Source organism: Streptomyces sp. NPDC053427 (assembly GCF_044544985.1).
Taxonomy (GTDB): domain Bacteria; phylum Actinomycetota; class Actinomycetes; order Streptomycetales; family Streptomycetaceae; genus Streptomyces.
In genome coordinates this window covers 364,652-386,510 of record NZ_JBITYA010000001.1, presented here as the reverse complement: position 1 = coordinate 386,510, position 21,859 = coordinate 364,652, and the positions used below count along the sequence as shown (strand labels likewise).

Annotated in this window: 18 protein-coding genes and 1 pseudogene; 8 read left to right on the top strand and 11 right to left on the bottom strand. The window is 71.3% G+C overall.

What is annotated here, in order from left to right; all coding sequences use genetic code 11:
• Nucleotide 1: 1 nt before the first annotated feature.
• From ACIGWZ_RS01570 to ACIGWZ_RS01560, 3 genes are all read left to right on the top strand, one after another.
• A complete protein-coding gene (locus ACIGWZ_RS01570; RefSeq protein WP_400059650.1) occupies nt 2–2,188 on the top strand; it encodes a protein kinase in 2,187 nt (728 codons plus the stop codon).
• A 36-nt stretch (nt 2,189–2,224) separates the two neighbouring features.
• Nucleotides 2,225–4,315 carry a serine/threonine-protein kinase gene (locus tag ACIGWZ_RS01565; RefSeq protein ID WP_400059648.1) on the top strand — a complete coding sequence of 697 codons (2,091 nt, stop codon included), beginning with the start codon at nt 2,225–2,227 and terminating at the stop codon, nt 4,313–4,315.
• Between the two features lie 288 nt (nt 4,316–4,603).
• Entirely contained in the window at nt 4,604–6,355 is a 1,752-nt protein-coding gene (locus ACIGWZ_RS01560; protein ID WP_400059646.1) for a PKD domain-containing protein, read from the top strand.
• Nucleotides 6,356–6,491: 136 nt separating this feature from the next.
• Here the strand turns inward: ACIGWZ_RS01560 and ACIGWZ_RS01555 are convergent, their stop codons facing one another.
• The 3 genes and pseudogenes from ACIGWZ_RS01555 to ACIGWZ_RS01545 all read right to left on the bottom strand — a co-directional run.
• A complete protein-coding gene (locus ACIGWZ_RS01555) occupies nt 6,492–6,917 on the bottom strand; it encodes a VOC family protein (RefSeq protein WP_400059644.1) in 426 nt (141 codons plus the stop codon).
• Nucleotides 6,887–7,408: a cupin domain-containing protein gene (locus tag ACIGWZ_RS01550; RefSeq protein WP_400059642.1), complete on the bottom strand. Its 522-nt coding sequence runs from the start codon at nt 7,406–7,408 to the stop codon at nt 6,887–6,889. The genes ACIGWZ_RS01555 and ACIGWZ_RS01550 overlap by 31 nt, the downstream gene beginning before the upstream one ends.
• Nucleotides 7,409–7,550: 142 nt before the next feature.
• Nucleotides 7,551–7,709 (bottom strand): annotated as a pseudogene (locus tag ACIGWZ_RS01545) (IS5/IS1182 family transposase); the annotation flags it as partial.
• A 155-nt stretch (nt 7,710–7,864) separates the two neighbouring features.
• Here ACIGWZ_RS01545 and ACIGWZ_RS01540 point away from each other — a divergent pair.
• Nucleotides 7,865–8,563, top strand: a complete 699-nt coding sequence (locus tag ACIGWZ_RS01540) for a 2-phosphosulfolactate phosphatase (RefSeq protein WP_400059639.1) — start codon at nt 7,865–7,867, stop codon at nt 8,561–8,563.
• 239 nt (nt 8,564–8,802) lie between these two features.
• Here ACIGWZ_RS01540 and ACIGWZ_RS01535 read toward each other — a convergent pair whose 3' ends face one another.
• The 3 genes from ACIGWZ_RS01535 to ACIGWZ_RS01525 form a co-directional block, all read right to left on the bottom strand.
• Nucleotides 8,803–9,141, bottom strand: coding sequence for a hypothetical protein (locus ACIGWZ_RS01535; protein ID WP_400059637.1), 339 nt, complete (start codon nt 9,139–9,141; stop codon nt 8,803–8,805).
• A 289-nt stretch (nt 9,142–9,430) separates the two neighbouring features.
• Nucleotides 9,431–10,231, bottom strand: a complete 801-nt coding sequence (locus tag ACIGWZ_RS01530; RefSeq protein WP_400059635.1) for a thioesterase family protein — start codon at nt 10,229–10,231, stop codon at nt 9,431–9,433.
• Nucleotides 10,232–10,312: 81 nt separating this feature from the next.
• Nucleotides 10,313–11,479, bottom strand: a complete 1,167-nt coding sequence (locus ACIGWZ_RS01525; protein ID WP_400059634.1) for an MFS transporter — start codon at nt 11,477–11,479, stop codon at nt 10,313–10,315.
• A 264-nt stretch (nt 11,480–11,743) separates the two neighbouring features.
• On the opposite strand from ACIGWZ_RS01525, the gene ACIGWZ_RS01520 reads away from it, so the two are divergent.
• The 3 genes from ACIGWZ_RS01520 (at nt 11,744) to ACIGWZ_RS01510 (ending at nt 14,681) form a co-directional block, all read left to right on the top strand.
• Nucleotides 11,744–12,679 (top strand): LysR substrate-binding domain-containing protein, encoded by a 936-nt coding sequence (locus tag ACIGWZ_RS01520; protein WP_400059632.1) that lies wholly within the window; start codon nt 11,744–11,746, stop codon nt 12,677–12,679.
• 145 nt (nt 12,680–12,824) lie between these two features.
• Nucleotides 12,825–14,000: a GDSL-type esterase/lipase family protein gene (locus tag ACIGWZ_RS01515; protein ID WP_400059630.1), complete on the top strand. Its 1,176-nt coding sequence runs from the start codon at nt 12,825–12,827 to the stop codon at nt 13,998–14,000.
• A gap of 69 nt (nt 14,001–14,069) precedes the next feature.
• Nucleotides 14,070–14,681 carry a DinB family protein gene (locus ACIGWZ_RS01510; protein ID WP_400059628.1) on the top strand — a complete coding sequence of 204 codons (612 nt, stop codon included), beginning with the start codon at nt 14,070–14,072 and terminating at the stop codon, nt 14,679–14,681.
• Between the two features lie 112 nt (nt 14,682–14,793).
• On the opposite strand, the gene rox is transcribed toward ACIGWZ_RS01510, so the two are convergent.
• Nucleotides 14,794–16,239: a rifampin monooxygenase gene (rox, locus tag ACIGWZ_RS01505; RefSeq protein ID WP_400059626.1), complete on the bottom strand. Its 1,446-nt coding sequence runs from the start codon at nt 16,237–16,239 to the stop codon at nt 14,794–14,796.
• Nucleotides 16,240–16,607: 368 nt separating this feature from the next.
• Between rox and ggt the strand changes: the two genes are divergently transcribed.
• Nucleotides 16,608–18,479, top strand: coding sequence for a gamma-glutamyltransferase (gene ggt, locus ACIGWZ_RS01500; protein WP_400059625.1), 1,872 nt, complete (start codon nt 16,608–16,610; stop codon nt 18,477–18,479).
• 217 nt (nt 18,480–18,696) lie between these two features.
• On the opposite strand, the gene ACIGWZ_RS01495 is transcribed toward ggt, so the two are convergent.
• The 4 genes from ACIGWZ_RS01495 to ACIGWZ_RS01480 all read right to left on the bottom strand — a co-directional run bounded on the left by ACIGWZ_RS01495 (nt 18,697) and on the right by ACIGWZ_RS01480 (nt 21,663).
• Nucleotides 18,697–19,131 (bottom strand): hypothetical protein, encoded by a 435-nt coding sequence (locus ACIGWZ_RS01495; RefSeq protein ID WP_400059623.1) that lies wholly within the window; start codon nt 19,129–19,131, stop codon nt 18,697–18,699.
• A gap of 382 nt (nt 19,132–19,513) precedes the next feature.
• A complete protein-coding gene (locus tag ACIGWZ_RS01490) occupies nt 19,514–19,855 on the bottom strand; it encodes a hypothetical protein (RefSeq protein WP_400059621.1) in 342 nt (113 codons plus the stop codon).
• A gap of 215 nt (nt 19,856–20,070) precedes the next feature.
• Nucleotides 20,071–20,733: a lysophospholipid acyltransferase family protein gene (locus tag ACIGWZ_RS01485; protein ID WP_400059619.1), complete on the bottom strand. Its 663-nt coding sequence runs from the start codon at nt 20,731–20,733 to the stop codon at nt 20,071–20,073.
• 81 nt (nt 20,734–20,814) lie between these two features.
• Nucleotides 20,815–21,663, bottom strand: coding sequence for a dienelactone hydrolase family protein (locus ACIGWZ_RS01480; protein ID WP_400059617.1), 849 nt, complete (start codon nt 21,661–21,663; stop codon nt 20,815–20,817).
• Nucleotides 21,664–21,859: the final 196 nt, after the last annotated feature.

Here is a 21,859-nt window from a genome sequence, read left to right as displayed (position 1 = left end):
CATGATCTCCCCACTTCTCCACGACGACCCGCACACCGCCGGACCGTTCCGGCTCCTCGCCCGCCTCGGCGGAGGCGGCATGGGCACGGTCTACCTGGCCCGTTCGGCGGGTGGCCGCACCGTCGCGGTGAAGACGCTGCACACCCGTCTCACCGCGGACACCACGCTGCGCAACCGCTTCCGGCTGGAGACGGACGCGGCACGCGTCATCGGCTCCGGTCACGGTGCGGCGGTCGTCGACGCCGATCCCCAGGCACCGACCCCGTGGCTGGCGACGGAGTACGTCCTCGGCCCGCCGCTGGACACCGCGGTCGAGGCGGGTGGGCCGCTGCCCGAGCCCACCGTGCGCGCCCTCGGCGCGTCCCTCGCCGCCGGGCTGGAGCAGCTTCACCGGTCGGAGGTGGTGCACCGCGACCTGAAGCCGTCCAACATCCTGGTGACGGCGCAAGGCCCGCGGATCATCGACTTCGGCATCGCCCGGGCCTTCGGCGACGAGCACCTGACGAGCGTCGGCAGCGCCGTGGGGACGCCGGCGTTCATGTCGCCCGAACAGGCGGCGGGCCTGGAACACGCGGCGGCGGGCGATGTGTTCGCCCTGGCCGGGGTGCTGGTCTTCGCCGTCACCGGGCGCGGCCCGTTCGGCGGCGGTGCCCCCACCGACCTGCTGTACCGCGTCCGGTTCGGCGAGCCGGACCTCGGCGGGGTTCCCGAGGCGCTGCGGCCCCTGCTCGTCCGCTGTCTGGCCAAGGATCCCGCGCACCGCCCGTCCACCACCGAGCTGCGCACCGCGCTGGGCGGTCCGGGAGGCGTCCCGGGCGACCGCGGCGGCTTCGCGGTCCTGCTGCCCGATGCGGTGCTGCGGGAGATCGCCCGGCGCAGCGACGAGGTGTGGCGCGAGCCGCCGCACCGCTTGCCGCCGCCGGTGCCCGCCGAGGCGCCGCGGGCCGAGGCCGCCTCCGTACCGGGCGTCTCGCGGCGGCGACTGCTGACCGTGGCCGGGGGCGCCCTCCTGGGGGGCGGCATCCTCGGCGGCGGGGGCTGGGCCCTGCTCGCGAACTCCGGGGACACCGGGGGCGGCGGTACGAAGAAGAAGGACGCCGTCGACCGGCCGAAGCCCCCGACACCGCTGTGGAGCGTCGCCCAGTGGTGCCCGGACACCGGGGGCGAGGTGATGAACGTGGGCCGGAACCTGGCCATGCGCGCGGGGATCGTGCTGTGCGGCGTCAACGCCGAGTCGGGCAAGTCGACCTGGCAGGCGAACGTCGCCGAGCCCTGGCGGTCGGCCACCGACGGCACCCGGATGTACGCCCTGCGGGGGTACAAGGAGAAGGCGGCGTCGCTGGCGGTGTGCGAGGTCTCGCAGTCCGACGGCCAACTGGGCAAGCCCCAGGTGCAACTCTCCGCGTTCACCGGCAAGGAGCAGTACAACCAGCTGCTGTGCGTGGTCGGCGGCGTCGCGTACCTGGTGGCCCGGGCCGCCTCCGGTGGGCGCTGGTACCTGGTCGCGGCCGACCTGGGCTCGGGCAAGGAGCGCTGGCGCAGCCGGGTGGACGGGCCGAGGGCCGAAGGCGTCCCGCCCGTGCTGTGCGGCGCCGTGGTGGGGTCCCGGGTGGTGCTCTGCGGAAGCCCGTCGATGGGCTCGTCGTTCATCGGCCTCTCCGCGCACGACAAGGACCACGGCCGCAAACTGTGGGAGATGTCCGAGACGTTCGCGGGCGCCCCGCCGTCCCGGCTGGTCACCGACGACCACAACCTCTACCTGGGTGCCGAGCACCTCACCGCCCGCCGGCTGTCCGACGGCGGTCTCGAATGGCTCTTCGGCAACGGGCGCGACGTCGGCGACAGCGCGGGCGAGGAGCGGCGGTACGGCGCGCCCACCCTCCACGACGGAGTCCTCTACTGCGCCGAGGCCGACCGGGGGCTGATCGCCGTCGACGCCGTCTCGGGCACGCTGAACTGGCAGGAGAAGGGGCTGTCCGGCCGGAAGAGCACGCGGGACGTGGCGCCGGCGATCGGAAAGCGGTACGCCTACTGCGCCGACGACAAGGGCCTCCGCGCCGTCGACCTGCGCGCCCGTCAGGCCGTCTGGACGTACGAGACCGAGCCCCTCGTCCTGACCGCCGACCCCAAGGGCGGCCAGCTGTACGTCCGCCAGGAGAAGCGGACCATCGCCCTCCCGCTCGTCTGACGCCCGTCCCGTTCCCGATCCAGGAGACGACCGCCTGTGAAACCCCTCGGCCAGGGAGATCCGCTGCGCCTGGGCCCCTACCGCCTGCACGGCGTCCTCGGTGAGGGCGGTATGGGCAAGGTGTACTTCGGCGCGGACGCCTCGGGGAGCCCCGCCGCTTTGAAGGTCCTGCTGCCGGAACTCGCCCACGACGGGCATCTGGCCGAGCGTTTCCTCCGGGAGGCGCACACCGCGCGGGCGGTGACCAGCGAGGGCGTGGCGCGCGTCCTGGCCGCCGAACTGGAGGGCGGCAGGCCGTGGATCGCCACGGAGTTCCTGGCCGGCCCGACGCTGGACGACGCCGTCACACGCTTCGGGCCGCTCGACGACGCCGCCGTGCGGGAGCTGGCGCGGTCACTGGCCCGCACGCTCCAGGACGTGCACGCCACGGGGCTGGTCCACCGGGATGTGAAGCCCCCCAACGTCGTTCTGACCTCGCGCGGCCCCCGCCTGATCGACTTCGGCATCGCCCGCCCCGAGCACGGCCTGACCCTCACCCGTACCGGACAGATCCCGGTCACACCCGGCTACGGCGCACCGGAACAGGTCCTCGGGCAACGCGTCGGACCGGCGGCCGACGTCTTCTCCCTCGGCGCCGTCCTGTCCTACGCCGCGGGCGGCCGGCCGGCGTACACGGGCGCCGAGATCACGGCCGTCCTGTACGAGGTCGTGCACGGCAACCCCGACCTGGAGGCCGTTCCGGAGGGCTTGCGGTACCTCGTCACGCCCTGCTTCGCCAAGGACCCGGCGGCCCGCCCGCTGCCCACCCAGGTCGCCGAGGCCGCGGCGGCGCCGCGGAACCCCGAACGGCTGTGGAAGTCCGGCCCGCTGGGTGCGGAGATCCGGGAACGGGAGACGGCGGCACGCCGCCTGACGAGCCGTTCGACCGGACCCTCGCCCGCCGCCGGGGACGGCGCTCCCCGCCTGACCCGGCGGCGGCTGCTGGCCGCGGCCGCCGGCAGTGGGGTGGTGCTGGCCGCGGCGGGCGGCGGCACCGCCTGGTGGCTCGGCCGTGACGACGGCGGTGCCCCCCCGACCGACCCCTTCGGCATCCCGCCGGCCGCAAAGGTGCGGGCCGCGCCGCTCGGCTCCGCCGAAGGCTCCCCGCAAGAACTGTGGGGCCCCATCCAGGACGTGGCCGACCCCGGATCGCCGGCGCCGCTGCCGGTGCGTGACGTGGTGGTGTACGCGGCCTCCGGGGGCGGCGTCGCGGCGCGCCGGGTCACCGACGGCCGCGAGCGGTGGCGGATCGGCGACGCGAAGGCGGAGGCCGGCTACCTGTCCATCGGGGACCGGCTGGTGGCCACCGCCGACGGCGAGGGCACGCTGCGCACCTGGGTGGCCGCCACGGGATCCCCCCGGTGGACGGTGGACGCGGAGGTGGGCGCCCTGCTTGCCGCCGACGCCCACGCCGTCTACCTGCTGACCTCCGATGGCCGGCTGCGCTGTGTGGGCACCGACGGGAAGGTGAAGTGGACCCGGCGGCCGCCGCTGGCGCTGTCGGGCGGCCACCCCGCCGCGGCCCTCGGCGCCGGCCATCTGGTGGTCTGCACCGAGGCGGGAGACGTGGCCGCCGTCCGGGCCGATGACGGCTCCCGCGCCTGGGTCCGCAAGGGGCAGGCCGCGGGACCGCTGCCGCCTGCGATCGACGGCGGAACCGTCTATCTCGGCGGTCGCAGCCTGGCGGCGGTCGAGATCGCAAGCGGCCACGAGAAGTGGGCCCTGGATCCGCTGCGGCCGCCCCGGGAGCAGGATGACACCGCCGGATGGGGCCCTCCCGCCGTGGCGGACGGGATGGTCTACGCACTGAACTGCGAGGTGCCGAGGTGGGTGCGCACCGACGGCGGCGTGGAACCGCGCATGGTACTCATCTCCGGCGTGGCCCCGCCCTGGCGGCCTCCGGTCGTCCAGGGCAACAGCGTCTGGATCGTGGAGAGTGACGACATCGGGGTGAGCGGGCTGCCGCGCTCCGGGGAGGGACAGGCCCAGACCTACGCCCTCGGCGGCCAGAAGCGCTCCATCGCAGCCGACGCCAACCGCCTCTTCGTCCTGAACAACACGACGCTGCTGGCGCTGCCGGTGTACTAGGGCGCTTCTCGGCGACCACCTCGCAGACCGGAGGGAGCTGCCGCCGTGAGGCATCCGACCGACCGTAACTGCGGGTAAGTGATCAGTTTCACTCGGTATGTGACCGCACTCGCGGTCCATACCGGTCTCCCGACTGCGATCATCCCTACCGATGCGGATTCCCGTTGACTCCGCACGGACCGAAATCGCAGTGAAGACAGGGGTGTTGGCGTGAGACGGGCGTGGTCGCGGTGGGTTGTGCCGAGGCGTGCGGGCAGCGGCACGGGTTCCGTTCCGGGCGGACATGGGGTGGCCCGTCGTTCGTCGGCGGCGAGGCGTTTCGCGGCCGTCGGCGCGGCCGCCGTGCTCCTCGGACAGCTCCTCGGCGGGCTCCCCGCCGAGGCGCAGGCCGGCGCCCTGCCGGGATCGGCGTTCCCCCTCGTCCTCGACGTGGACCTGACGCCCAATCCGGTGTGCAGCGGAACCGTGCACGGCCGGGTACAGATCTACGACCCCGCCGCGGCGAAGGCCGGAGTCACGGTCGAGTGGCGGGTGCGCGCCGGTGCGGAACAACTGGCAGGCGGGCACCTCGACATGGCCACCGATGTCGGGACGGCGAAGTTCCGCATCCCCTTCGACCGGGTGCCCGCAACCGAGACCGCCTTGCAGGTCGACGCCCGCATCGCCGCCTCCGGCGGCCGTGCACCCGGCCACTACGGCAAGGTCTGGCGGGACACGGTACGGCGGGGGTGCGACCCGGTGCGGGTGGCGTCCGTCGGCGACTCCGTCGTCTGGGGGCAGGGCCTGGACCACGACCAGAAGTTCCCCTACCTGACGGGCCAGTTGCTCGGCCGTGCGACCGGCCGGGGTTTTCAGCACATGGACTACGCGATCTCCGGCGCGGTGCTCGACGCGCCCGAGCTGCCCGCGGGCAACGATGACGCGGCCTGTCTGCGCAGGACGGAGAAGCAGGACCCGGACGGCGACGGCGAGATGGAGTTCGGCGAGGTCACCCAGCAAATGCCGGACGTCTTCTGCCAGTTGGAGAAGGCGGGCGCCCAGGCGCGGGCCGGGGGCTACGGTCTCGACCTGGTCGTGATCAACGGGTGCATCAACGACCTCGATCCCTTCTTCGGCATCGGCGTCGGCATCACCCCCGGCTCGAAGGACCTGCCCCGGGCGGTGAAGCGCGAGTGCTCCGGCGTCGGCGCGGCGGCGGAGAACCCGGCCAAGGACGTGCCCTACTTCAGCGGCGCGAAGGTCGGATACGGCGGACGCGGGATGCAGGCGGCGATCGAGAAGGCCCATGCGCTGCCGGGGCGGCCGAAGGTGATCGTGGCCGACTTCTACTACGCGCTGAGCCGCAGCAGCTCTCCGATCCCGGTGAAGACCTGTTCCACCCCCGGAATCACCGCGGGCCGGCTGACCTCCTGCAGGAGCGCCCTCGGCAACGTGGCGGAGCGCTACGAGCAGTACACGCAACTGGCCAACGCCGCCTACCGTCAGGCGGCGGCCGCCGCCAACAAGGCGTCCACGGACGGTCCGTACGCGGTCGCCGCCGACGGACTGTTCACCGTGGACAACGCCCTGCTCACCCGGGACTCCAAGGTCTGGAACACTCCGGTGACCGACCCGGCGTTCCCGCTGCGCACCCGGGCCTGCCCCGCACTCAGCTCGACCCCGGTGCAGTGCCTGAGCGCGGCCGTCGGTCACCCCGACATCGAGGGCGCCCGGCAGTACGCCGACGCATTCCTCCTCAACCCGAGTGTCCGCAAGTGGTTCCACCTCCCCCGGCAGGGTCCCCGGGCACAGCTCAACGTCCCGGACAGCGTGCAGGTGGGCCGTCAGGCACACATGTCGGTGACGGTGGCCGGAAAGCCACTGGCCGCCGGGTACCACTACCACTGGTACTTCGGCGACGGCACGCAGCGCGAGACCGGCGAGGCGACGGTCACCCACGCCTACACCCGTAACGGGCCCTGGCTGCCGCGGCTCGTGATGACCGGACAGGACGGAAGGAAGATCCTGTTCGAGGCCGCCCGGGCCGTCACCGCGCACTGAAACTCCGCCGAGGGGCGGCTCGCGGATCCCGAGCCGCCCCTCGGCATTTCCGCGCCGGCGTGGGTGTGCCTCACCCGCCCAGCACGAGCCGAGCCGAGCACTCAGCCGGCTGGGCTCGGATCGTACTCAGGCGTGTCTACCCCCAGGTGCGCGAGCACAACACGAGGCGGTAGCCGTCCGGATCGGCAACCGTTGCTCCGTACTCGTCCCAGTACGGGTTGTGCGCGGGAACCCGGTTTCCGCCGGCGGCTACCAGGCGGTCGACCAGGGCCTCGTCCACGGGTTTGCCCAGATAGACCACGAACAGGTCGTCCACGGTCGGGGTCGGCTCCAGCGGGTCCTCGGGGTCGCGGGTGAGCTCGAAGTGCCAGGACCCGCCGGGAGGGCCGACCATCAGCAGATCGTGCCCACCTGGGACCCGCTCGGTGGTCCGCCACAGCACGTCGAGCCCGAGGCCGTCCACATAGAAGCGCTCCGCGGCACCAAGGTCCCGAGAGGGCCGGGCCACTCGGATGTGGGTCGTGGAGTCGATCACGCCACGCCCTCGAGAGCGGCACGCCATACCGGGCTGTCGACGTAGTGGTTGTCGAAGCGTTCGCCCGACTCGGCGATCTCCTTGGGGTCGGCCTCGCCGCGCAGCACCCGGCCGAGCAGGCGCAGGTAGTCGAACCGGTCCATGCCCGGGGTGAACACGAACAGGACGTCCGCCTCGGCACCGGGCGCCGCGGCGAAGGCGTGCGGGGTGTGCGGCGGCACGGCCAGGAAGTCACCCTCGTTCAGGACGGTGATCTCCTCGCCCACCAGCACCTGCAGGGATCCGCTGATCACGAAGAACAGCTCCGTCGCCTTGGTGTGGAAATGGGCCGGTGCCCCCACCGCTCCCTTGGCGAAGGTCGACCGGTAGCTCGTGAAGCCGCTCCCGGCGTCGTGCGACTCGCCCAGCAGGGTCATCACACTGCTCGGGTCGGCGCAGGTCTCGGCGTCAGCACAGCGGGTCAGCACGGCCTGGAACGGCGCCGCGGTCGTGGAGGCAGAGGGTATCTTTTCAGTCATGATCATGATTCTACGGTCCGGATGACCTAATTTCCTGGTCAATTCGGCGACGAATCTCCGGGTCAATTCCGCGGCCGAACCGGTCCCGCGATCTCGGCATGAACGCGCAGGTCAACGCCGATCCGCCGGGCGGCTGCGGTGGGGCCGTCGACTGCGACACCCCGAACAGTGGGGCAAGTTGGCGCCAGGCAAGGCCCGCGCGCACGTACGCGGAGAACCAGCCGCACCCTGTCCTCCACCACGAGGCTGCGCGGACGGCCTTGCGCAAAGGGTCCTCGCCCTCCCGCCGCAGCGTGGTGATGGACGACGCCCGTCAGCTGGTGGTCGTCCTGCGGCTCTACATCGAGAAGGACGCCGACCTGGAGCCACTCCTGATGAACCACACGCAACCACAGCCACAGCCACAGCCACAGCCATCGTGCCCTTCGGATGATCCAGGGGCGTCAAAATGGTGCGATGGAGCATCACTTCGTCGGCATCCCGGAGTTGACCGGCGTTCCCCGTGTTGCAGTCGTCATCGACGTCATGCGCGCCTTCACCGTGGCTGCCTGGGCCTTCTCGCGTGGCGTCGAGAGGATCGTCCTGGCCTCGACGGAGAGTGAGGCACTTGCCTTGAAGGAGAGCCACTCGGATTGGCTGGCTTTGAAGGACGGAGCTCCGGCAGCGGGCTTCGACGCGGTGAACTCGCCCGGCTTGCTCAGGTCCTGCGATTTCGCTGGTCGCACGCTGGTGCAGAAGACGACGGCAGGAACCGTGGGCGCGCTGGCCGTCGCGAACGCGCCGCTGGTCCTGTGCGCGAGCTTCGTGGTGGCCGGCCCGACCGCGAGGTTTCTGCGGACCCAGGATTCCGGTCCGGTGACGTTCGTTGTCACCGGCGAGGGCGGCCGGGCCGACGAGGACCTGGCCTGCGCTGAATACATTGGTCAAGGTATGGCCGGAGGCGATGTCGATGCGGCCCCGTATCTCCACCGCGCGAGGAATTCCCGTGCCGCGTCAGACCTCGCCGGTGGGCTGCGGAGCGGATACCACCCGGACGACGTCGATCTCTGCCTGGAAATCGACAGGTTCCCCTTTGCGATGACGGCGCGCCAGGAAGATTCCCTGACAGTGCTCCGTCCCGTTGCGGTGCCCGACATCCCGTCCAGTCTGCGCTGAACCGCTGGAACCTTGGACCTTCAGGCGGCAGAGCTCACGGGTACCGAAGCGTGCCGCCATCTCCTAGGGGGTGTCCGCAAAGTCCTGTCGTCCGCCCGGAGGGCGGGGCTGGCGGCGTCTGGTGCGTGCGATCGCAAGGCGGAGGGTCGTCCTCGTAGCGGGCTACGTGGACGATCCCGACAACGCAGCGAGCGTGCGTGCCAGGCGCCGCGAGCCAGGCGGGACTTTGCGGACACCCCCTAGGGCGGCGGCACCGGACCGGGGGCCTGCGTACCGGTCGAGGGAGACCACAGCCCTCCGGCGGGCAGGTCCTGGCGGGCTCCGAGGAAGTAGTCCACGCCCTCCCGGAAGCGGACGGCACCGAGGATTTCCTCCATCGGACGCCGAAGGCCGGGGTCTACGGGATGGACGCCGGCCATCATCCAGACGTCCGCGCCACGGTCGAAAAGGTGCCGGATGCGGAGAAACTGCTCCCGGGTCAGCTGGATGCAGTCCACGAGTTCGTCCCGGGTGTCGAAGCCGGTCAACTCCCAGACGAGGTTGCGGCCGTCGGCAAAGGGATACGCGTTGTTCGTCACTGCTGCCTTCCGGAACGAGATCCGCACCCGTCCGGCATCGCCGTCACGGGGACGGCGGTGTCGGGCCGGGTGCGGTCACTTGGGCCCAAGGCCAGGGCGGAGGCCAGGGCAGCCGGACACGGTTGTCGGTCAGTGGGTCGACGTGGTCCGGCGATCCAGCGTGCGCTTGATGATACGTATCGCCGCTCGACGTGCTCGATACCCATGAGTTCGCGCACCACGCGCCGTTCGCGGTGGTCACGATCCGCGTGTCTTCATGCCTCCCGAAGCCCGTTGAGCCCGTCAGCGATCAGCGATCAGCGATCAACAACGTCTGCAGGATGCGGCCGCAGTCGCCGGCCTCGTCGTCGAGCTGCCCCAACGCCAAGCCCGAACCGTGGGGGCTGGCGGCGGTTGCGGAGCGCATGCAGAACCACTCCCCCACAGGCTCTCGGTGCAAGGCCAGCGTGACATCGGTGTTGATGACAAGCCCCTGCCGATGGTCGAGTTCGAAGCCCACGGCCCAGCTGCTGTCGGCCACGGTGAGGGCGCGCGTCAGGGGCGTATCGTCCTCGTCGGCCACCAGCGGGATGCGTTGTCGCGCCCAGGCCGTGCCCGGGCCAGGCGTGTCGAACCCCGTTCCAGGCTCGAACCGCCACTCCATTGCGGAGATGTAGCCGTCCAGGTGAGCGCCTGCCATCGTGTGGGGAGGCTGCGGATGCGGCAGTTGCGGGGAGGCGGGGACGGGCCGCAGCTTCGGAGTGTCGGCAGGACTGCCGGCGACTCTCCATGCCCGTGCGGTCAGCACTCTCTTCCCGCCCGATGTCAGCTCACCTTCGAGCAAGTCGGTGCGCCTGCCCGAGTGGAGGGTGCGGACGGTGACCTGTAGGTCGCCGACAGGGACCGGGCGCGGTAGCTCCAGCGTGATGCGGGCGACACGGAAACCCTCGCGTGATGCGTGCCGCTCCAGCGCCCTTCCCAGCAATGCGGAGGGCGGGCCGGCATGCTGCGCTTTTGAGGTCCACGGTCCCGCGGTGGCGGAACTGCTCGCATATCGCCCGTCACCGAGAGGCCAATAGAAAGCCTCGGGCAGCGATTCTGTTTTCTCCATCGCGACACCTTGCACCTTCGATGAATACGCCGCACATCATGTGTGCAGCATGCGCACTGTCAGCGTGTACGACGGGGCGGGTCAGCGGGCGTGGGCTTGGCGGGTGCCGCGATAGGCGAGGGTCGCCAGCGTGATCAGGGCCAGTACGGCGGCGGCGGTCAGGATCGTGGGGGGTGAGAAGACGCCGGTGAACAGGGTGATCACGTAGGGGGCGAGGAAGCCCAGGTAGGCCACCGTCCAGAAGGAGGAGGTCAGGCGCGCCAGTTGGTGCGCCGGCGCGAGGGCGGCGACCTCGGTGAGGCCGTAGGCGACGCACAGCCCGTAGCCGGCACCGAGCGCCACCGAAGCGATCAGGGCGATAACGGGCTGGGCCTGCGCCGCGGCGAGCGCGGAGATCAGCAGTCCGAGAGCGATGGCCGCCAGTCCGATCGCGCCGGTGGCTATGCGGTGCCGGGCGGCCAGCGACCGCGCGAACGGCGCCACGATGATGCCGGCGCCGGGCGTGACGGCGGTGATCACGCCGGCGTAGACCGTCTCCCAGCCCTTCACGTCGGAGTCGACCAGCCCGGGCAGCGTGGCGAAGGCCACCGCCGGCGCGATGAACACCCACGGCGCCACGGGGACGACCAGTCGGCGGAAATCGGACCCCGAGGCGCGCCGCTCCCCCGGCGCGACAGGGGCGGGAGCCGACGGGGCCGCATGGGCATGGGCCGGCGAGGTTTCGGGGGCCCGGGCGGCGCTCAGCGCGGCGATGGCGGAGATGATCAGGTGGGGGACGTACGCGATGACCATGGGGTGCGGGGCCCATTGGGCGATGAGGGCTGCGGCCAGGCCGCCGGTCGCGAAGCCCGCGGACAGAAACAGCCCCGAACGACGGGCCGCCGCTCCCGGGTTGGGCGCGGTGCCGTGCGGAGGCGAGGAGAGCTCCTTGATCCAGGCGCCGCCCGCCGCCAGCAGGGCACCCGCGCCGATCCCCGTCAGGAAGCGCCCGGGCCACAGGAAGACGGCGGCGACGGGCCCGATCATCAGCAGGCACGTGGCCAATGCCGACGTGCCCAGCGCGAGGAACACGACGGGGCGGCGCCCCCTCCGGTCGGCGAGCGGCCCGCCCAGCAGCAGGCCGGGGATGAGCCCCAGCACGTAGATGCCGAACAGTGCCGTCGTACTGGCCGTGGTCAGGCCCAGTTCACTGCGGTAGGCGCCCAGCAGGGCGGAAAACTGGTTGGCGCTCCACCCGGAGGCCGTCATCACCCAGCCCGCCCTTAGCCAGTGCCGGGGCACGCCCACGCCCGACGGCGAGGCGGGAGGGACGAGGGCAGGGGAAGCGGCTGGGGCGGCGCACTTGGTCGCACCGACCGTCGTCTCGGTCGTACCGATCGTTGTCTTGGTCGTACCGACCGTTGTCTTGGTCATACCGACCGTTGTACGGCCCGGTCAGTGCCCGGCGCTGCCCCGTTCAGGAATCCTGAACGCCGTCGTGACCAGGCGTATCGCGGTCGTATCGTGGCCCGTATGGATCTGCGGAAGCTGTCCTCCTTCCTGGCGGTGGTGGAGGAGGAGCACTACGGACGGGCCGCCTCCCGGCTCTTCCTCTCACCCGCCGCTGTCACCCAGCACGTCCAGCAACTGGAGCGAGAGTTCGACACCCGGCTGCTGGACCGCGGCAACGGCCCCGTCACGCCGACCGTCGCCGGACAGCGGCTCGCCTCCCATGCCCGCATCCTGCTCGCCGCTGCGAACGCGGCCGTCGAGGACGTGACAGAGGCCGCCCTCGCCCCGCCGGCCCCTGCCCGCCCCCTGCGGGTGGGCGTCATGGGGCACGGCTCGGCCGAGGTCACCCCGGCCGCCGTCAACGCTTTCCGTCGCGCCCGGCCCGAAGTGCCGCTGCAACTCGTCCAGTTGACCTTCACCGAACACCTCAGTGCGCTGCGCGAGGACCGCGTGGATGTGGCGTTCGTACGGCCGGCCTTCGAGGCCGAGGGGATCGACGTGGAGATCCTGACCACGGAGCAGAGGATCGTCGCGGTCCCGGTCCGCTCCCCGCTCGCGGACGCCGCCGACACCGGCGTCCGCGTGGCGGACGTCATCGACCTGCCCTATCTGCGGGTGCCCCCGCACACCCCCCGCAACTTCAGCGACTACCTGTATTTCGAGACCGGCGAACACCGTGCGCCCGACTGCGCCCTCACCCCGCAGGACGTCCTCACCAGCGTGGCGGCGGGCCGCGGCGCCGGCTCCGGACTCAAGTCCTTCGCCCGCTACTACCCCTGGCCCGGAACCCGTTACGTACCGGTGCTCGACGCACCCTGTGCCCACAGCGTGCTTGCCACCCGCACCACCGACCGCAACCCCGAGGTGCGCCTCTTCCGCGCACTGACCGTGGCCCTGGCACGCGAGATGGGCACCACAGTGGAGCACCGCTCCACCGGCCGGACGGCGTGTGGGTGAAACGCCGACGAAGGACTCACCGCGTTCCCCGGACAACGTGGGGAAGTTCGAACGGCACGGAGTGCTGGTGTGTCAGGGTGGCGGCGGGAACTCGCGGGTGCGTACACGCATCCGGGCCGGAGAGCGATTGACCTGGGCAGGAGCGATGACGGTGGCGATGCGGGCGGTTCCGCTGCGGGACGGGCCGGTGGAGATACGGGGTGCGCTGGACCTGGAGACGACGCCGTCGGGGGTGATGCCGCGCCGACTGCCCGCGTGGACCAAGGAGCAGTATCAGGACCCGTCGGTCCACGGGGTGACCCTGATGCCTTCGGGGGTGCGGCTGGTCTTCCGTACGGATGCGCGTGCCCTGGAGTTCGAGGTGCTCACCTCCACAGGACAGCTCGACAGCGACCCCCGGCCCCGCTCGACCGGGATGCTGGAACTGCTGGTGGACGGCGCCCCGGCCGGTCGTCGGCAAGCGCCGGTGGGCAACGTGGTGCGGATGGCGGGCCCCGGGGCCGTGCAGCGAGTGATCCCGGGCGAGCCGGGGACCGTACGGTTCGCCGGGTTGCCGGCCGGCATGAAGCACGTCGAGCTGTGGCTGCCGCAGCAGACCCCCACGGAACTGGTGGCGCTGCGGGCCGACGGCGAGGTGCTGGCGCCGTTGCCGGACGGGCGGCGCCGCTGGGTGCACCACGGCAGTTCCCTCAGCCACTGCATCGAGGCCGATGGCCCGACCGGCACCTGGCCGGTGGTGGCGGCTGCGCTCGGAGGCGTAGAGGTGATCAATCTCAGCCAGGCGGGCAACGCCCTGCTGGACCCGTATGTCGCCCGGACGGTCCGCGATATGCCCGCCGACCTGATCAGCCTCAAGGTGGGCATCAACATCGTGGGCCTGGCCGCCTTCCGGCTGCGGACGTTCGGCCCGGCGGTGCACGGATTCCTGGACACGATCCGGGACGGACACCCCGACACCCCGCTGCTGCTGACGTCCCCGGTGAGCTGTCCGGCCCTCGAGGAAACGCCCGGCCCGACCGCGATGGGCCCGGACGGGAAGATCACAGCCCTGGGCGACCCGGCCGATGTGGCCGATGGGGCGCTGTCGTTGACGGTGGTCCGTGCCGAGCTGGCCCGGATCGTGGCGGCCCGGCAGGCCCACGATCCTCACCTCCACTTTCTCGACGGACGCGAGCTGCTCGGCCCGGACGAGGTGGCCGACCTGGCCGACGGCCTGCACCCCACCGCCGCCGCCTACCGCCGGATGGGCAAGCGCTTCGCCGCCCACGCCTTCGCGGACGACGGTCCCTTCCGCCGAACGACCGGGGCCGCCGATCGATGACCGGATCCGGTTCACCGCGCGTGGCGAAAGGGCGGTGGACAAAGATCGCGCGAACGGCAGACTGGCCCCATGACCGCCTCGGAGCACAAGGCCGACCTCCACTTCTCTCTGCAGTCCGCCCGCGATGCCCTGCTGTGGAAGCTCGATGGACTCTCGGAGTACGCCATCCGCCGCCCGCTGACGCCGACCGGCACCAACCTCCTGGGCCTGGTGAAGCACGTGGCAAGCGTGGAACTGGGCTACCTCGGAGACACGTTCGGACGGCCGTCCGGCGAGCCGCTGCCCTGGCTCGACGACGGCGCTGAGCCCAACGCGGACATGTGGGTCACCGCTGACGAGTCACGCGAGTACATCGTGGAGCTCTACCGCCGGGCCTGGGCGCACGCGGACGCGACGATCGACGCGCTGGCGCTGGACACGGTCGGCAGGGTGCCGTGGTGGCCGAGCGGCAGGGACGAGGTGACGTTGCTTCGTGCCGTGGTGCGCGTGACTGCCGACACCCACCGGCACGCCGGGCAGGCCGACATCCTCCGGGAACTCATGGACGGCGCCGTGGGGGTGAACCAGGGCAACGACAGCATGCCGCCGGGCGACTCGGCGTGGTGGGAGAGCTACCGCAGTCGGCTGGAGCGTGCAGCTCGGGAGGCCGACCGAGACGCACGGCCGGACCAGACCGAGTGAGGCGAGGGCCGGCGCAACCGCCGACCGTGCCGAGGTATCAATGGCTCTGCACGCCCGCCCGGCAATCGTTGCGACTGCCGGGCGGCGGACCTTTCGGGCCGGAAGCGCGCGCTCAGACGACGGGAGCGCCGAACCACTTCGGCAGCCGGCCGAGCAGATCCTGCTGACCGTCACCGACCCACGCCACGTGGCCGTCCGGCCGCAGCAGTACCGCGGGCACGTCCAGTTCCTCGCTGACGTCGACGACGTGGTCGACCCGGTCCGCCCAGCCCGCCACCGAGAGCCGGCCGGTCTGGTCGAGCAGCAGTCCGCGGCCGCCGTGCATCAGCTCGTAGAGGCGACCCTGCTTCAGCTTGACGTCCCGCAGCCGTCGGCCGAGCAGTTCGTGGCCCTCGCCGAAGTCGTAGCGGACCCCGACCGCGGTGATCATCTCGGTCACGTACCGGTTCACCTCCTCGAAGTCCATCAGCTTCGCGAACAGCTCCCGCAGCGCGGTCGCACCCGGATCGGTCCCGAGGAGAGTGATCTGCGCGCGGGTGTTGTCCAGTACGCGGGCGCCCACGGGGTGCCGTTCGGCGTGGTAGCTGTCGAGGAGACCCTCCGGGGCCCAGCCGTTGACCGCGGCGGCCAGCTTCCAGCCAAGGTTGAACGCGTCCTGCACGCCGAGGTTGAGCCCCTGCCCGCCGGTCGGCGGGTGGATGTGGGCCGCGTCGCCGGCCAGGAACACCCGGCCGACCCGGTAGCGCTCGGCCTGCCGTGACGCATCGCCGAACCGGGACAGCCAGCGCGGCGAGTGCACACCGAAGTCGGTGCCGGCGTGGGCCCGCAGCTGCTGCTTGAAGTCGTCGAGGGTCGGCTCGGTCGCACGGTCCTCGGCCACCCCGTCGGCGGGCACGACAATGCGGTACACCCCGTTCCCGGAGGGGGTGACGCCGAACCGCAGTTGGGTCTTGCGGACTTCCTCGACGACGGCGGCGATCGTCGCCGGATCCTCGGTCAGCTCCATTTCGCCCAGCAGCGTCTCGACCGTGGCGGCCTCGCCGGGGAAATCGACGCCGATCAACTTGCGCACCGTACTGCGGCCGCCGTCGCACCCGACGAGGTAGCGCGAGCGAAGGCTCGTGTTCTCCCCGCCGGTTACGCCCCCCGCCAGCTCGATGCTCACCCCGTCCTCGTCCTGGCTCACCCCGACCACTTCGCAGCCGCGCCGGATCTCGGCACCGAGTTCGAGGGCACGCTCATTGAGCAGCCGCTCGGTGAGCGGTTGCGGGGTGGCGACGCCGTACGGGTGGGCCGTGTCCAGCCGCTCCGGCCACGGCTTCGCGATGCCGCCGAAGAGACCACCGGCCTGGAAGGTCTCACTGACCGCCAGGAACCGGTCGAGCAGGCCGCGCTGGTCCATCACCTCGACGCTGCGTGCGTGCAGGCCCTGGCCGCGGGACTGGGTGGTCGGCTCGGTCAGCTTCTCCAGCACGACCACGCGCACTCCGGCCAGTCGCAACTCGCTGGCCAGCATCAAGCCGGTCGGTCCACCGCCGGCAATGATTACGTCGATCATCGAACCACCATTTCTGTTTTGGCTTCGGTCGGTGATTCTGCGGCACGACCCAGGGCTTGCGGCAAGCCCCCCGGTGCGCTATAAGTTGAGAGTGGCAAGGAGTGGGTACTCTCCTTGCCTTTCTCATTTGTCGCCCGCCGCCCTCGGGGACGACGGTCTCCGCCTTCGCCTCGTCGCCTGCCTCGGCAAGCCGGCCGACCAGGTACTCCACGGCCTCGCGGCCTCCGCGGCACGGACCCGTCCGGGACGGTTACCGAGCGGGAACCTCAGAAGTAGCGCAATTAATGCCACTGTCCGTTGCCGTGGCCATCACCTCCTGTCAGGGTTCCAGCAATCTCAGCTCGTCCAGAGTTACCAGGAGGCATTTCATGCCTGTCCGCCGCACCGTGGTCGCCGCCGCCTCCGTCGTGGCGATCGCCGTCCCACTGGTCTTCTCCCTCAGTGCCGGTGCCCAGCCGGGCGCCCGCACCGCAGCCGACGCCGCCTCGGCCGCAGCTGGACCCGGGCACAAGCCGCCCGCCAAGGAAGCCGTCGCCACCGGCAGCGGTGGCGCGGTCTCCAGCGTCAACCCCTACGCGTCCAAGGCCGGCATCGACGTGCTGCGCCATGGCGGTAACGCCGTCGATGCCGCGGTGGCCACCGCCGCGGCCCTGGGAGTCGTCGAGCCGTACTCGGCGGGTATCGGGGGCGGCGGCTATTTCACGTACTACAACGCCCGTACCGGCAAGGTCAGTACCATCGACGGCCGGGAGACCGCCCCCGCCCGGATGCAGTCGGACGCCTTCGTCGATCCGTCGACGGGCAAGCCCATTCCGTTCCCCGAGGCCGTCAACTCCGGTCTGTCCGTGGGCGTACCGGGCACGCCGGCGACCTGGCAGAAGGCGCTGCACGACTGGGGAACCCTCTCGCCGACCAAGGCCCTGCGGCCGGCCACACGGATCGCCGACGACGGCTTCGTCGTCAACGAGGAGTTCCGGGCCCAGACCGAAATGAACGAGGAACGCTTCCGGAACATCTCCTCCACCGCGAAGCTCTTCCTGCCGCACGGTGAACTCCCCGTCGTCGGAACGCGCTTCCGCAACCCCGACCTCGCCCGTACCTACCGGCAGCTCGCGCGCAAGGGGATGGACGCGCTCTATCGGGGCGGAATCGGCCGCGATGTCGTACGCACCGTGCAGCATCCGCCCGTGGCGCCGGGCTCCGACGCGAAGATACGGCCCGGCCTGATGAAGGCCGGCGACCTCGCGAAGTACACCGCGCTGCGCCGTGAGCCGACCCACACCACCTACCGCGGCCTCGACGTCTACTCCATGGCGCCCTCCTCCTCCGGAGGCACCACCGTCGGTGAAGCGCTCAACATCCTGGAGAACTACCACCTGTCCGCGGCCGACCGGGTCCAGGCGCTCCACCACTACCTCGAAGCCAGCCGCATCTCCTTCGCCGACCGCAACCGCTGGGTGGGCGACCCGGCGTTCTCCGACGTGCCCACCAAGCCACTGCTGTCGAAGGAGTTCGGCAAGGACCGGGCCTGCCTGATCAGCCCCACCTCCACCCTCACCAGTCCGGTCGCCCCCGCGGATCCGCGGCACCCCGGTAACGGCTGTGCGAAGGGCACCGGCACCGCCGAGCGGTACGAGGGGCCCTCGACCACGCACCTCGTCACCTCCGACCGCTGGGGCAACGTGGTCTCGTACACCCTCACCATCGAGCAGACCGGCGGCTCGGCGATCACCGTGCCCGGACGCGGGTTCCTGCTCAACAACGAGCTGACCGACTTCGACTTCACCCCGATCTCCAAGGACGTGCCCGACCCGAACCTGCCGGGCCCCGGCAAGCGTCCGCGCAGCAGCATGTCCCCGACGATCGTCCTGAAGGACGGCCGTCCGATGATCGCCGTCGGCTCGCCGGGCGGCGCCACCATCATCACGACCGTGCTGCAGACCCTGGTCAACCGCGTGGACCTGGGCATGACGTTGCCCCAGGCGGTCGCCGCACCGCGGATCTCGCAGCGCAACCGTGCCGACACCGAGGCGGAGCCGGCGTTCCTCAAGTCCCCTGAGCGCACGGCGCTGGACAGGCTCGGCCAGCACTTCGTCGAGGCCCCGAAGGCCTTCACCCCGTCACCGGAGATCGGTGCCGTCGCCGCCCTGGAGTTCCTCTCCGACGGGCGGACCCAGGCGGTCGCCGAACCGAAGCGCCGGGGCGGTGGGTCGGCGATGGTCGTGCACAAGGCCGGTTGACGCGTGCGGTGACCGGTCCGTCGGACCTCGGGCCCGGTGAAGCCCACCGGGCCTGAGGGCATCGCGACCCGGATGCGTTGTCGGGCCGCACTCTCGGCCACGACCCGCTGCCGTCGGCCAGGCCCGGCCCCCGTGCCCGGCACAGGCGTGCGGTAGGCCCCTCGGGGCATCAGTGCGGCCTCCCACTTGGGGAGGCCGCTGTCCTTTCTGAGTTGTCTCATCGACCGCCGTGGCCGCCTCCGCCGCCACCGCCGCCGCCGAAGCCGCCACCGCCGCCGCCACCGTGGCCGCCGCCGAAGCCGCCGCCGCCGTAGCCGCCGTGGCCGCCGCCGAAGCCGCCATAGCCGCCGTAGCCGCCATAACCGCCGTGGCCGCCATAACCGCCGTAGCCGCCGTAGCCGCCGTAGCCGCCGTAGCCGCCGTAGCCGCCGTAGCCGCCATAACCGCCGTAGCCGCCATAGCCGCCGTAACCGCCGCAGTAGTCCCACCAGCCGTTCCAGCCGCAGTCGTCAAAGTGGAAGTGGCTGACCGCGTTGGGCGTGCTGACAGGAGCGGCCGTGGCCGCACCCGCCCCGCCCAAAGCTGCGCCACCTGCCAGCATCAGACCGGCAGCTGCTACAGCGAGAGAACGCTTGATACGTGGTACTCGCATGAGTCTTTACCTTTCCTTCCACCATCGAAATTCGATGGTGGATGGCCACAGCGCATGCGAAATATGCGGTGCGGTCGCAGAGGTCACCGCTCGAAGCGGAAGCACGTCTCGCGGCTGAACGGTCCCCATCCTTCGGGAGCCTTGCCGCCCGGGGCGTGCCGCCCCGGTTGCGATCCTCACTTCTTCATGCTACTGGCCGAACGAGGCACAAGCATCTCGAGCGACGGCGATATCGCTGCAGGTCAGATGGGGGTCAGACCCGCGACGACCGACTCATCGGGCACGCAGCGATCGATCAACGTTCGTACCGGGCCGTCACCGCACAGCAGCGCGTCGGTCGGCTCGCACGACGCACTACACGTCATGCCGCGCGCGGCCATTGCTAGCACTTGGGTACCCGGCTGGGGGACACCTCGCCGCCGTCGCTCATGATCGACGTGCTTTCGTCGATATAGCCGGATCCGCCGTCATAGGAGATCTTGTACGTCGCGCCGTAGCCGTATCCGGTCGCATTCACTTCGCCCGGCGTGTAGCACTCGACGGTCACCGGCGTGAGTGTGGTCAGTTCGGCGACCGGCTGCTGACCCCGGGGATCGGCATTCGGCCAGACGGTGACCTTGTCGTAGTCCCCGATCTTCCCGTCGATGCCGCCACACCCTGTCAGCAAAGCCGTTGCCAACCCCGTGGCAACCACCGACACCACGACGCTCCGCGTGCGATTCACTTGTGTCCCCCGTCTTTTCGGCCCGCACCGAACCCGTTGTACAAGGCAACTGTGAGTGCGACGGCCTGTCCGTGACAAGACCGCCTCATGGTGTCGTCCCACCGCGTGCGTCGGCGGTCGGCGCCGTGCAACCGCTACCGATATCCCTGCCGTTGCCATGACGGGCATGCCTCTGTGCGGAATCGTGCTCGCGAGCGTGTCCGGCCCGCCGGGGCTCAGGCCGCGAGCGCCACCGGATCGCCGATCCGTTCGGCGGCGGTTCGCCAGGCCTCGGTGACTGCGGCGCGGGCGCGGGCCGTGGCCGCGGATCTGTCGCCGGGCAGCTGCACCGGTGCCCCGATGTGGACATGCAGGTCCGGTCGGCGCACGGGAGCGGTGAGGAAGCCGGCGATCTGCTTGGCCCTGCTGCCGGAGGAGAGCCGACGGACACCGGCCTGCCCGAGCGGGACGACGGGGGCTCCGGTGCGCTGTGCCAGCGCGGCGAGCCCGTGACGGAACGGACCGGGTGGGGTTTCGCCGGAGTCCGTGCGTCGCGGAAGGCCGCCCTCTCCGTAGATGAGGACGAACCGGCCACTCGCGAGGGCGGCTTCGGCTTCGTCCAGTGAACGAGCCGCCCGGACGTCGTTCCGGTGGACCGGGATGTGTCCCTCGCGAGCCAGCGCGCGGCCGAGGACGGGGATGCGCCACAGACCGGCGGTTGCCAGGATGACCGGACGGACGCCGTGGCGATGCAGAGCGGCCATCACCACCGCCGGGTCCAGCAGCGAGGTGTGGTTCGCGGCGATGATGCTGCCCGGGGCCAACTCGGCGTCGGGCGCAGCCGTGACCGTGAAGCGACCGAGGGCGGGCACCACCGTGCGAGCGAGGTGGCTGAGCATGTGCTGTTCCTCCTTGGCTGACACCGGGTAGCGGCCTTCATCGTCCCCGGCCGACGGCGAGGCGTGCCTGAGTATCCGTACTCAGCCTGCCGGGGCGTCCGTGTCGCGGTGCTGCTCGAGCAGGCGGGTACGGAAGAGGTCGAGCACGTCGTCCAGCGCCGCGCGCGTCGGCTGACCGGGTTCGTCGACGAGGTGCTCGGTCAGCACGGAGTGCGGCGGCATTGCGGAGTCGGGATTGGCCGCGGAGTCGTCCAGTTCGACGGCGAGGAACGCCTCACCGAGTTCGCGGCGCAGAAAGGCGAACCGGTCGCCCGGTACGAGCCGGTCGCCGCGGAACCGCAGCCCCATGACCTGAAGGCCGTCACGCTCGCAGCGGCCCCGGACGGCGGCGAGATCTTCCGGGGAGATATCGATACCGGCGGCCCGGCTCCTGGTGAGCGGCAGCGGGAGGGACGGCTGGGACAGGACCGGGGCGAGAAGGCGCTCATCGGTGGCCATGGCCAGGGCGAAGCCGCCGGTGAGACACATGCCGACGGCCCCGACGCCGGGGCCGCCGCAGCGCTGGTGCTCGTGCGCGGCCAGGGCTCGCAGCCACGTCACCACGGCGGAGGACTTCCCCGTGGCCAGCACGGTGAATTCCCGGCTCACGCACACCTTCCCCATCGACGAGGCCAGGTACCGCCCCACCTTCAGCCGGCCGTCGGCCACCGGGTCGGCGCCGCGGCCGGGCGTGCCGAAGAGCACCGGGAGCACGGCGGTGCAGCCGATTGCGGCCACGCGTTCCGCGAATTCCAGCACCTTGGGCGTGATACCCGGTATCTCCGCGATCACGATCACCGCGGGCCCCGTGCCACGCCGCAGAATCCGGCGGGTGGTGCCGTCGTGGGTGAAGGTGCTGCGGTCGAAGCCGGTCAGGTCGTGATCTGCCATGGATTGCCGCCGTCCTGGATTCGGTTGCCGGTCGGATCGCCGGGCCGGGGCGCCGGTCGGGCGGCGCTCCGGGTCCGGGCGCCTCGACTGCCCGTCCGGCGCGGTGCAACGCGAGACTACCCACTGGTAGCCCCGGTGCGCCGCCCACGCCTCGCCGCGCGGAGCGGCGCCTCCACCGGTCCGCCACCGGGGAGTT